Below are 12,107 nucleotides of genomic sequence, written 5' to 3' on the forward strand. Positions count from 1 at the left end.
GATGGAAGGACAGGGATTATTTTTCCAGTTAAAAGCAGAAAATATCTACGGAAAGAAACTGGCTTCATGAGAAGATTTTACTGAAAGTCAGGACGGACTTCGCTATGTACTCACGGGAAATATGCCTGAAAATAAAGACAATAATTTCAGTTGGAGAGATTTCCAAACAATTCGTAATTAGTAGGGATCCCGAACTGGTATGTTTACTGAAAAGTCCCAAAACTGACAAATAACGATAGAAAAAGTTATCTGCAAGGACATATCATAGAAACTTATCGGTTTCTAGATGAGTTTATGAAGATTCCCCAGAATAAATATTTATCTTATGAAGCTCCTTGGAAAATACAGAACAAAAACGGGATCAACTTTCGTTGAACCTAGAACTTATGACATGAATATTTTTAGAATTAATTCCTTACCATGGAATATATTAACAGATCCAGAACTTTTAAACCCATATCATTCATTAGGAAAAATGACTATTATGTTTAAGAAAAGAGAGTCGGAAAGTATGGTATATATAGGGTTAGACACGTATCATGATCATTTTACGGTTGAAAATGAAAAATAATTTATGATATTACTGCATACATGGAATATGAGGGGTTATAGTTTTATGTTCTTCCTAGCTTTTTTATCAGGATGGATATTGATGAATTTATTTTACAGAAAAGAAAGAATAGAAACTCGTTCTCTTGATTCTTTATTTATATATACTGTACTAGGAACCATTATAGGTGCCCGTTTTGGGCATATATTATTCTATAATTTGATTTTTTTTAAAAACCATTGTATGGAAGCCTTTTTTCCAGTTTGGGAAAATCCCAAAGAAGGATATGAATTTATTGGGTATCGCGGGCTATCTAGCCATGGCGCAGCTATTGGATTGATTATTTCTAATTGGTTATACAGCAAACGTATTATTAAAAAACCTTTTTTATGGATCTCCGATAGGATATGTATCCCAATTACTCTAGGAGGGGTATTTGTCCGCATAGGAAATTTTTTTAATTATGAAATAGTAGGAAAACCTACTGATTTGCCTTGGGCAGTAAAATTTATCAAGATGGATAGAGAATATGGAAAGCTAGTACCAAGACATCCGACTCAATTATATGAGTCTTTGGCAGATCTATGTATTTTTTTCATCTTGCTTCTTATTTTTCATAATAAAAAACAATATCTAGGTTATATTACTGGGTTGTTTTTTATTCTTTTATGGTCTGTCAGATTTATAATAGAATTTGTAAAAGAACCACAAGGAAGAGAAATTCTTCATATAAGTATTCTTAATACTGGGCAACTTCTTAGTATTCCTTTTATTATTCTAGGGTTTTTTATTATGGGGTTAGAAAAAATTTGTCAATATTATGAGCATTACAAAAGAACGATTATACTTTAAACCTTTTGAGTATAAGTGGGCATATGACTATTGGTTTAAACAACAGAATGCGCATTGGTTGCATACAGAAATTAATATGCAATCTGATATAAAAGATTGGAAAGAAAACCTGTCAGAAAAAGACAAATCTGTTATTGGGGAAATTTTAAAAGGATTTGTCCAAACAGAAACAGAAGTAGGAAACTATTGGTCAACAATGGTCCCAGAATGGTTTAAAGTACCAGAGATAAAAATGATGGCCCAAACGTTTGGGGCTTTTGAAACGATACACGCAGTAGCTTATTCTTATTTGAACGAAATATTAGAGCTTGATGATTTTAAGGCTTTTCTTGAAGATGAGGTAACGATGAACAAGCTTCGTGGACTTATGAAGGTCCATTATGATAACAATAGAAAATATTCTATAGAAGAGATTGCACAAAGCATAGCAATTTTTTCTGCTGCAGCTGAGGGAATCCAACTTTTTTCTTCGTTTGCAGTACTACTTTCATTTAGAAAATTTAATCTATTAAAAGGTATAGGACAACAGATGATATTTTCCATACGAGATGAATCCCTACATTCGGAAGCGGGGTGTAAACTCTTTAGAGTTCTTTGCGAAGAGAACCCAAAATTATTATTGACTATAGAAAATAATATATATAATGGGATTCTTCTAGCGCTAGAAAATGAGTTTATATTTATTGATAAAATTTTCCAGAAAGGAGATCTGACTTCTATTAGTAAAGAACAATTAAAGAATTTTATGAAAGATAGGGCTAATAGAAAATTATTAGAACTAGGTCTAAATGAGAAATTTAAGATCAATCAGGATTTACTAGATGAAATGAATTGGTTTTACATGATTATATCATGTGAACAGCAAACTGACTTTTTTGATAACAGGGAAACCAATTATAGCAAACCTAACACCGATTGGGATACTGAAAATCTTTTTTAAATTATGGAAACGCACCCGACGGCAAAAAAAAATGGATGGAAAGTTGAGAAAGACTTCCCAGTTTGGGGTAATAATGAATTATACCTTACAACCATAACAGGTGGATATCTTCTAAAAGAAGAAACACCCTTTGAAGCTTATAAAAGAATAGCTAAAACAGCTGCAAGAATTCAGAAAGAACCTATTTTGGAGAAAAAAATATTTGATATTCTTTGGAAAGGATGGCTTATTCCTTCTACTCCAGTAATGGGAAATTTTGGCAATGAAAAAGGTTTGCCTATTAGCTGTTTTTCAAGCCGAGTCGGCGACAGTATGTACGATATCTATCGTAAAAATCTTGAAATGGCTATCCTAAGTAAACATGGTGGAGGTACAGCATATGATTTTACCAAGGTACGACCAATTGGAACAATGATTAAAGAGGGAACTCTAGGGACTTCTGATGGAATTATTCCTTTTATTAAATCTTATGATAGTACTATTATTGCTAGTAAACAAGGATGTACTAGAAGAGGAGCTGTAGCTATTTATTTAAATATAGAACATAAAGAATATCCACAATTTTTAGAGATAAGAGAGCCTAAGGGAGACGTAAATCGTCAATGTCATAACATTCACCAAGGAGCAGTGATTTCTGATGAGTTTATGAGAAAAGTTATTGAAAAAAATGGATCTGAACGAGAATTATGGCTTAATACTATAAAAAAACGTGTAAAAACAGGAGAACCTTATCTATTTTTCATAGACAACGCCAATAAAAATATGCCCAAAAATTGGAAAGAAAATGATCTAAAAATCTGGCATAGCAATCTTTGTACGGAAATCATGCTCCCTACAGATGAAAATCATACATTAGTTTGTTGTCTGTCTTCTCTTAATTTATATAAATATGATGATTGGAAAGACACGGATACCGTATCCTATGCAATAATGTTTCTAGATTCTGTGATTCAAGAATTTCTTGATAAAAGCCATGATATACATGGAATAGAAGATGCGGTCCGTTTTGCAGAAAAAAGTAGAGCTCTGGGGTTAGGAGTACTCGGATGGCATTCTTATTTACAATCAAAAATGATACCTTTTATTTCCCTTGAAGCTAATAGCTTAACTAGAAAGATCTTTGGAAAGATAAAGGAGGAAGCCGAAAGAACCACACAATATATGGCTAAAAAATATAAAGAAACATTATGGACTAAAAATACTGGTAGACGAAATCTGACTCTGACTACTGTTGCCCCAACCCGTAGTTCTGCTAAATTAGCTGGAGGACTATCTCAAGGTATAGAACCTATTGCAGCCAATATTTATGTAGATGACGATGCTAAAGGGATGCATATTCGGAAAAATGTTAAATTAGAATCTTTACTAAAAAAGAAAAAATTAAATACTCATGAAATGTGGGATCACATTGCTCATGAAAAAGGTTCTTGTCAAAAGATTAAAGCACTTACTAAGAGAGAACGTGAAGTTTTTAAGTGTTTTAAAGAAATTAATCAATTAGAGTTAATAAGACAGGCTTCCATCCGACAGAATTATATTGATCAAGGGCAAAGTATTAACCTAGCTTTTCCACAAAATGCCCCTGCAAGATTTATCAATCAAGTACATATAGAAGCTTGGAAAATGGGATTAAAAAGTTTATACTATTATAGAAGCGAAAGTATTTTACGTGCAGAAACTAATTTATATTCTAAATGCTTATTATGTGAGATATGAAAAGAAAAAAGCCTAATAATTAGGCTTGATAAAGAAAATGGGCAACCACATACTCTCCCGGGAGTCCATCCCAGTACCATTAGCGCTGACGGGCTTAACTTCTCTGTTCGGAATGGAAAGAGGTGATCACCGTTGCATTAGTCACCCATTAGATATGTTAATATTTAACATACGAAACAACAAATAAAATCTATATGATCTTATAGAAGAAACTTACGAGAAATTAGTACTACTCGGCTATGACATTACTGTCTTTACACCTGTAGCCTATCAACGTCGTAATCTCCAACGTCTCTTGTAAAGAAGCCTCATCTTGTGGTAAGCTTCGCACTTATATGCTTTCAGTGCTTATCTCGTCCTAACATAGCTGCTCAGCGATGCACTTGGCAGCACAACTGATACACCAGAGGTTAGTCCAACTCGGTCCTCTCGTACTAGAGTTAGCTCCACTCAAGCTTCTAACGCTCGCAATAGATAGAAACCGAACTGTTTCACAACGTTCTGAACCCAGCTCGCGTGCCACTTTAATGGGCGAACAGCCCAACCCTTGGGACCTTCTTCAGCCCCAGGATGTGACGAGCCGACATCGAGGTGCCGAACCTTCCCGTCGATATGAGCTCTCGGGGAAGACTAGCCTGTTATCCCTGGAGTACCTTTTATCCTTTGAGCGATGGCCATTCCATACAGTACCACCGGATCACTATGTCCTACTTTCGTACCTGATTGACTTGTTAGTCTCACAGTCAAGCACCCTTATGCCATTACACTCTACGCACGGTTACCAAGCGTGCTGAGGGTACCTTTGAAAGCCTCCGTTACTTTTTTGGAGGCGACCACCCCAGTCAAACTACCCACCATGCACTGTCCTAATTTTAAAGTTAGACTTCAGAAAAATAAAGGGTGGTATTTCAAGAACGACTCCACTCCACCTAGCGATAGAGCTTCAAAGTCTCCCACCTATCCTACACATTATTTATCCAAAGTCAATACAAAGTTATAGTAAAGGTTCACAGGGTCTTTTCGTCCCATTGCGAGTAATCAGCATCTTCACCGATATTACAATTTCACCGAGCTCACGGCCGAGACAGTATCCAGATCGTTACACCATTCGTGCAGGTCGGAACTTACCCGACAAGGAATTTCGCTACCTTAGGACTGTTATAGTTACAGCCGCCGTTTACTAGGGCTTCGGTCAAGAGCTTCACTAAAAAAGCTAACCCCTTTCCTTAACCTTCCAGCACCGGGCAGGTGTCAGACCCTATACATCATCTTTCGATTTAGCAGAGTCCTGTGTTTTTGATAAACAGTCGCCTGGATCTTTTCGCTGCGGCCTCCTTGATTAAGAGGCAACCCTTTTTCCGAAGTTACAGGTCCATTTTGCCTAGTTCCTTAGCCGTGATTCACTCGAACACCTTAGGATTCTCTCCCTAATTACCTGTGTCGGTTTGGGTACGAATTACCTATATTTTTTAGTGCTTAGAGGTTTTTCTTGGAAGTTTTATATTGTACTATCCAGATTATGGTACTTTCATACGTAAGCAACACATACGGATTTTCCTATATATGCTATACCCCGTTATTTAAACGCACACTTCCGTCCGTACGCGACAATTTTATTACTTCGTCACCCCATCGCAATATAAGCAAGTAGCAGAATATTAACTGCTCTCCCATCGACTACGCCTTTCGACTTTGCCTTAGGGTTCGACTAACCCTCAGCTGATTAACATAGCTGAGGAAACCTTGATATTTCGGTGTGCGGATTTTTCAACCGCATTATCGTTACTAATACCTACATTTTCTTTTGTAAAAACTCCACTGTGTTTTACAACACAGCTTCAACGTAATTTACAATGCTCCCCTACCGATCTTTCGATCCCAAAGCTTCGGCGATATACTTATGCCCGATTATTATCCACGCTCAGTCACTCAACTAGTGAGCTATTACGCACTCTTTAAATGAATAGCTGCTTCCAAGCTAACATCCTAGCTGTCTAGGCAACTAAACCTCGTTTAGTCAACTTAGTATATACTTAGGGGCCTTAGCTGTTGGTCTAGGTTCTTTCCCTCTCGGACATGGACCTTAGCACCCATGCCCTCACTACTATGCAACATATTATAGTATTCGGAGTTTGTCAGGAATTAGTAGACGGTGAAATCCCTGCATCCAAACAGTAGCTCTACCTCTATAATACTTAACATAATGCTGCACTCAAATGCATTTCGGGGAGTACGAGCTATCTCCGAGTTTGATTAGCCTTTCACCCCTACCCACAGGTCATCTGAGGACTTTTCAACGTCCACCAGTACGGTCCTCCACTATGGATTAACATAGCTTCAACCTGCCCATAGGTAGATCACTCGGTTTCGCGTCTAATTCCACTGACTATGCGCCCTATTAAGACTCGCTTTCGCTTCGGCTCCACAGCTAAACTGTTTAACCTTGCCAGTAAAATTAACTCGTAGGTTCATTATGCAAAAGGCACGACGTCACCCTACTAAAGGGCTACGACAGATTGTAAGCAACATGGTTTCAGGTTCTATTTCACCCTTCTATTCGAAGTACTTTTCATCTTTCCCTCACGGTACTAGTTCACTATCGGTCTCTGAGGAGTATTTAGCCTTACCGGAATGGTCCCGGTTAATTCAAACAGGATTCCACGTGTCCCGCTCTACTTAGGATTACTATTAAATTCAATTAAAATCGTATTTCATATACAGGATTATCACCTTCTATGATTGATTTTTCCAAATCATTCTACTATACAATTTTAATCTGTTTTAAACAGATGTATTCCTATAACCCCAATAAAGCCTAAACTTTATTGGTTTGGGCTGTTCCGATTTCGCTCACCACTACTGACGGAATCATTTTTATTTTCTTTTCCTCCAGGTACTGAGATGTTTCAGTTCCCTGGGTTCGCCTCATAATGATGTTGTATTTCACAAATATTTGTGAAACAACAGGTTTTCCCATTCGGAAATCTGCAGATACAATCGTGTTGCCAATACCTGCAGCTTATCGCAGCTGACCACGTCCTTCATCGCCTCTCAGAGCCAAGACATCCACCATGTGCTCTTATTTGTTTATTTCTAAAAGAAATCATAAAAAAATTTTATTTGTTGTCAAAGAACTTTTTAAAATGTGGAGAATATCGGAATTGAACCGATGACCTCCTGTGTGCAAAACAGGCGCTCTAGCCAGCTGAGCTAATCCCCCCCTTCTTTCTAGAGTAGTCTCGCGTGGACTTGAACCACGGACCTCTACATTATCAGTGTAGTGCTCTTACCAGCTAAGCTACGAGACTTCTTAGAAGAAGTTAAAGAGTTGAATATAAATAAAAGCATTATGTTTTCCCCTAAGAAAAAAAACTTCTCTGAAAAAGGAGATATTCCAGCCACACCTTCCAATACGGCTACCTTGTTACGACTTAGTCCTAGTTACCAATTTTACCCTAGGCAGCTCCTTTAACGGTCACTGACTTCAGATACCTCCGACTTCCAGGACTTGACGGGCGGTGTGTACAAGGCCCAGGAACGTATTCACCGCGTCATGGCTGATACGCGATTACTAGCGATTCCAGCTTCATAGAGTCGAGTTGCAGACTCCAATTCGAACTGAGACCGGTTTTAGAGATTCGCTTCTAGTCACCCAGTGGCTTCTCTCTGTACCGGCCATTGTAGCACGTGTGTGGCCCAAGACGTTAGGGCCATGATGATTTGACGTCATCCCCACCTTCCTCTCAATTTGCATCGGCAGTTTTGTTAGAGTTCCCAGCATCATCCGTTGGCAACTAACAATAGGGGTTGCGCTCGTTACAGGACTTAACCCAACACCTCACGGCACGAGCTGACGACAACCATGCAGCACCTTGCACCCCGTCCGAAAACTAAGCTGTTTCCAGCCTATTCGTGGTACATTTAAGCCTTGGTAAGGTTCCTCGCGTATTATCGAATTAAACCACGTGCTCCACCGCTTGTGTGGACCCCCGTCAATTCCTTTGAGTTTCAATCTTGCGATCGTACTCCCCAGGTGGATCACTTATCTCTTTCGATTGGCCACTGAATAATAAAAAAAAACAATCCAACAGCTAGTGATCATCGTTTACAGCGTGGACTACCAGGGTATCTAATCCTGTTTGCTCCCCACGCTTTCGTACCTCAGCGTCAGTAAAGACTTAGCAATCTGCCTTCGCGATTGGTGTTCTGTGTGATATCTATGCATTTCACCGCTACACCACACATTCCAATTGCTCCAATCTTACTCTAGGCTGCTAGTATCAATAGCAATTTTACAGTTGAGCTGTAAGATTTCACTACTGACTTAACAAACCGCCTACGCACCCTTTAAACCCAATAAATCCGGATAACGCTTGTGTCCTCTGTATTACCGCGGCTGCTGGCACAGAGTTAGCCAACACTTATTCGTATAGTACCTTCAAGTTCTTACACGTAAGAAATTTTATTTCTATACAAAAGCAGTTTACAACCCAGAAGGCCTTCATCCTGCACGCGGCGTGGCTGGTTCAGAGTTTCCTCCATTGACCAATATTCCTCACTGCTGCCTTCCGTAGAAGTCTGGTCCGTGTCTCAGTACCAGTGTGGGGGTTCACCCTCTCAGGCCCCCTACCGATTTCAGTCTTGGTAAGCCATTACCTCACCAACTAACTAATCGGGCGCATGCTCATCCTTTGCTACCAAAGGTTTTAACCCAAGGCTTTAATAAAATATTCAGGCAAAAATTTTATACTATGGGGTATTAATTCGAATTTCTACGAGCTATTCCCCAGCAAAAGGTAGATTACATACGTGTTACTCACTCGTTCGCCGGTCGCCGCCAAATAAGCAAACTTATTTTACGCTGCCCCTCGACTTGCATGTGTTAAGCCCGCCGCCAGCGTTCATCCTGAGCTAGGATCAAACTCTTCATTGTTGTTAATGTTTTAAGTATAAATATCTCTCAGGGGAAAAACACAATAGCTTTCTACTTTCATTAAAAATTCATTCAATGAACATTATTATAGGTTTAGATTGAAACCTATGCATCCATAAGGACTTTACAAAGGTATAATAAATATTTTCTTTGGCAAGAGAAAAAACAACAAAAAAAACGGAAGAATCTAAATTTTATGAAGACTTCGAACTTACTAAAAAACTTCTTGCAGAAATCCCTTATCAAGAAAGAGATGAGTAACGGATATGGGAATAAAGAAAGAAAGAAAGAAAGAAAGAAAAAAAAATACTTTAATAGCAGAAGTTAGAGATAACACTACTTCGATAGACGAGATTTCTTATAAAAAAACTGATAACTACCCCGATTAACCCAAAACGCCAAAGAAGAAGGTTCTGTAGTGACGCCGGAAAAACATTTATTAATTAGCTTCCGAAATGGGAAAGAAGCTTGCATAAATTTAGGGATCGCGATAGGAACTGTATGATTCCCAATTTTAAGCCTACGAAATCTGCTCTATTAATTCTGGCAGCCGTATCTTAGATTAGAATGCAAGCCTCGCAATATAAGCTTATTACGGACTAAAATGCAATTTAATATGATAAAACAAATACAAGAACCGATTTTAGAAGAGATGAAACTATTTGATAAAAATTGGGGTTCCTATTTGCAGAGGAAAGTACCTATGTTAAAACGTCTAATTAATTATATTATTCATCATAAGGGAAAGCAAATACGTCCTATGTTAGTATTTCTCATAGCAAAAATGTTAGGAACAGTTACGGAAAAAACACATTATACGGCTGTTTTAATAGAATTAATTCACACTGCTACTCTTATCCATGATGATGTAGTAGACGGGAGTCCGCTGCGAAGAGGATTTTCTTCTATAAATGCTTTATGGAAAAATAAAATTGCTGTATTATTTGGGGATTATCTACTTTCAGAAGGGTTAATAATTGCCACAAAAATTGATAATTCATATCTATTTAAAATTATTTCTAAAACCATACGAAAAATAATTGAAAGTGAATTATTACAAATAGAAACATCAATATATATAACTGAAAACAAATACGAAAAGATTATACGAGACAAGACCGCTAGTTTAATTAGTGCATGTTGTGAAGGAGGAGCATGTTCAATGGGGGCAGATGAAGAGACATGTTTTAAAATGAAAAAATTTGGAGAAATTATCGGATTATCTTTCCAGATTAAAGATGATTTATTTGATTATTCCCAAGATATTCCCATAGGAAAACCTATAGGAATAGATTTTAAAGAGAGAAAAATAACTTTACCGTTGATTCATGTTCTTAGTAAAAGTAATTCAAAAGATAAAAAATGGATTATAGATTCTATCAAATACCATAATAATGATACACAAAGAGTGCAAGAAATTATAAAATTTGTCAAGAAAAATGGAGGGATAAATTATGCTATAAAAAAAATGAATGAGTTTCGTCAAGAAGCATTAAAACTTTTAGAACAATTTCCGGAAAATCCGTCAAAAATCGCGTTAAAGACTATGGTGAATTATATAATAGAACGTCAGTACTGAAAAATCTATGGGAACAAATTTAATTATTGTAGAATCTCCTACGAAAGTGAAGACTATACAGAATTATCTAGATAAATCTTTTTAAGTAGGCCACATTGTTAATTTACCTTAGAAAAGTCTGGGAATAGACATACATAATGATTTTTAACCTATTTATGTAGTACCTAAAGATAAAAAAAAGATCGTTAAAAAACTTCAATCTTTAATTAATAATCATGATGGGATGCCATAATAAATTTAAAATCCCACGGAGGATAACGAAAAACCTAGACCTATAAATAATAATTTGGTATATGCACGTAGAGTTCTTGACCTTTAGCTTTCTCCAGGAGTAAAAAAATAAAGAAAGGACTTTCTGTAGTACGTGTCCAATCCGTAGCAGGACGTTTAATCGGAGAACGAGAAAAATAAATACCCAACTTTAAACCGAGTCAAATCTTTATTTGTATCAGAAAAGAAAAAAGAGTCCATTATCACCTTTTACTACTTCTAGTCTTCAGCAAGAAGCTTTTAGAAAATTAGTATCCTCAGTTGAGTATACTATGCGTATGGTTCAACAGTTATATGAAGAAGGATATATAACTTAGATTCGGACAGATAGTTTAACAGCCTCAATAAAAAAAAGATTTTATAATTAAAAACTTTGGTCTACCAAAAGTAAATCTGCACAAGAAGCCATTCGACCTACAGACGTTAGCAAATTTCATGTTAGCAATGATATAGCCGCCTGTCTGAGCTCAGATGGCAACGGACTACGCTTTGTTGGAAAAAACTACTATATACATTAACACGCCAGAGAAGTCTAATTTCCTTGCTGAGAAATAATTGTTTTCGATGGATTTTTAATACTTGATAAAAATACAATTGAAAAAGAAACAGATGAAAATTATCTTCCCAAACTGAAAGAGGGGGAAGGACTTAAAAATCAAAGTATTACAGCGATACAACGTTTTACTAAAAATTTGTCTCGTTAGAGTGAAGCATTGTTAGTCGATACTTTAGAAACCCTTGGGAGACCTTCTACATATGTTCCTCCCATATTAACTATTAAAAAACGGAATTCTATCAAAATAGAAGATATAAAAGGAATAGAACAGAATTATGAAGTAGTAAAATCAATAGTTATAATAAAACAGAATTGAGTTGAGTAAGTAAAAAGAAAATTATTAATTACGACTTTCCAGCTCAAATAGAAAATCATGGAATAACTTGATTAAGTCTTTCTATATCGGATTCCATTCAAAAATTATACAGAACGCCTACTTGAGAAGTATTCAAAATCCGTAAAAAAAAGTTTTTGCTCGGTCGTTTTGTAGAAATAAAGGATAAGGATGACCCCTTATTAAAACATCAGCATAGGATTATTAAAACTTTTGACATTCAATATGATGGAAAATCTATATCAATTCAGGAAGATAGTGGATATTGTGCTGATGAGATTACTTTGGAACAAGTGATTGAACTGATTAAAAAACAACGGAAGGAAATGGACGTTTTAGTCCAGACAAGGTCAAAATAATTTATCGAAAAATACGTA

Annotated in this window: 6 protein-coding genes, 2 tRNA genes, 3 rRNA genes and 2 pseudogenes; 8 read left to right on the forward strand and 5 right to left on the reverse strand. The window is 36.6% G+C overall.

What is annotated here, in order from left to right; genetic code table 11:
* Positions 1–38 precede the first annotated feature (38 nt).
* The 4 genes and pseudogenes from FNIIJ_RS01755 to FNIIJ_RS01260 all read left to right on the forward strand — a co-directional run.
* Positions 39–178: pseudogene (locus tag FNIIJ_RS01755) on the forward strand (class I tRNA ligase family protein); the annotation flags it as partial.
* Between the two features lie 420 nt (positions 179–598).
* Positions 599–1,402 (forward strand): prolipoprotein diacylglyceryl transferase, encoded by an 804-nt coding sequence (gene lgt / locus FNIIJ_RS01250; RefSeq protein WP_233485146.1) that lies wholly within the window; start codon positions 599–601, stop codon positions 1,400–1,402.
* A complete protein-coding gene (locus FNIIJ_RS01255; protein WP_038436352.1) occupies positions 1,371–2,342 on the forward strand; it encodes a ribonucleotide-diphosphate reductase subunit beta in 972 nt (323 codons plus the stop codon). Before lgt ends, FNIIJ_RS01255 begins: the two co-directional genes overlap by 32 nt.
* 3 nt (positions 2,343–2,345) lie before the next feature.
* On the forward strand, positions 2,346–4,058 hold the full coding sequence (locus tag FNIIJ_RS01260) for a ribonucleoside-diphosphate reductase subunit alpha (protein ID WP_038436243.1): 1,713 nt from the start codon (positions 2,346–2,348) through the stop codon (positions 4,056–4,058).
* A gap of 36 nt (positions 4,059–4,094) precedes the next feature.
* Here FNIIJ_RS01260 and rrf read toward each other — a convergent pair.
* The 5 genes from rrf to FNIIJ_RS01285 form a co-directional block, all read right to left on the reverse strand.
* Positions 4,095–4,207, reverse strand: a 5S ribosomal RNA gene (rrf, locus tag FNIIJ_RS01265).
* Between the two features lie 54 nt (positions 4,208–4,261).
* Positions 4,262–7,151 (reverse strand): 23S ribosomal RNA (locus FNIIJ_RS01270).
* A gap of 53 nt (positions 7,152–7,204) precedes the next feature.
* Positions 7,205–7,278 (reverse strand) — tRNA-Ala (locus tag FNIIJ_RS01275).
* A 14-nt stretch (positions 7,279–7,292) separates the two neighbouring features.
* Positions 7,293–7,366, reverse strand: a tRNA-Ile gene (locus FNIIJ_RS01280).
* Positions 7,367–7,440: 74 nt separating this feature from the next.
* Positions 7,441–8,991 (reverse strand): 16S ribosomal RNA (locus FNIIJ_RS01285).
* The 16S, 23S and 5S rRNA genes sit together here with 2 tRNA genes alongside, the layout of an rRNA operon.
* Positions 8,992–9,257: 266 nt before the next feature.
* Here FNIIJ_RS01285 and FNIIJ_RS01840 point away from each other — a divergent pair.
* The 4 genes and pseudogenes from FNIIJ_RS01840 (at position 9,258) to FNIIJ_RS01295 (ending at position 12,089) form a co-directional block, all read left to right on the forward strand.
* Positions 9,258–9,380 carry a hypothetical protein gene (locus tag FNIIJ_RS01840; protein WP_262481935.1) on the forward strand — a complete coding sequence of 41 codons (123 nt, stop codon included), beginning with the start codon at positions 9,258–9,260 and terminating at the stop codon, positions 9,378–9,380.
* A gap of 227 nt (positions 9,381–9,607) precedes the next feature.
* Complete coding sequence (locus tag FNIIJ_RS01290; protein ID WP_233485138.1) at positions 9,608–10,570, forward strand: polyprenyl synthetase family protein; 963 nt, start codon at positions 9,608–9,610, stop codon at positions 10,568–10,570.
* A 458-nt stretch (positions 10,571–11,028) separates the two neighbouring features.
* Positions 11,029–11,154 (forward strand): annotated as a pseudogene (locus FNIIJ_RS01905) (DNA topoisomerase); the annotation flags it as partial.
* 713 nt (positions 11,155–11,867) lie between these two features.
* Positions 11,868–12,089: a hypothetical protein gene (locus tag FNIIJ_RS01295; RefSeq protein ID WP_038436245.1), complete on the forward strand. Its 222-nt coding sequence runs from the start codon at positions 11,868–11,870 to the stop codon at positions 12,087–12,089.
* The last annotated feature ends 18 nt before the right edge of the window (positions 12,090–12,107 follow it).

It is taken from the genome of Candidatus Walczuchella monophlebidarum, from assembly GCF_000709555.1.
GTDB lineage: Bacteria > Bacteroidota > Bacteroidia > Flavobacteriales > Blattabacteriaceae > Walczuchella > Walczuchella monophlebidarum.

What these genes read in the sequence shown, in the direction of transcription:
- lgt (WP_233485146.1), top strand. Translation starts at nt 599, where the DNA reads ATGAGGGGTTATAGTTTTATGTTCTTCCTAGCTTTTTTATCAGGATGG.
- FNIIJ_RS01255 (WP_038436352.1), top strand. Translation starts at nt 1,371, where the DNA reads ATGAGCATTACAAAAGAACGATTATACTTTAAACCTTTTGAGTATAAG.
- FNIIJ_RS01260 (WP_038436243.1), top strand. Translation starts at nt 2,346, where the DNA reads ATGGAAACGCACCCGACGGCAAAAAAAAATGGATGGAAAGTTGAGAAA.
- FNIIJ_RS01840 (WP_262481935.1), top strand. Translation starts at nt 9,258, where the DNA reads ATGGGAATAAAGAAAGAAAGAAAGAAAGAAAGAAAAAAAAATACTTTA.
- FNIIJ_RS01290 (WP_233485138.1), top strand. Translation starts at nt 9,608, where the DNA reads ATGATAAAACAAATACAAGAACCGATTTTAGAAGAGATGAAACTATTT.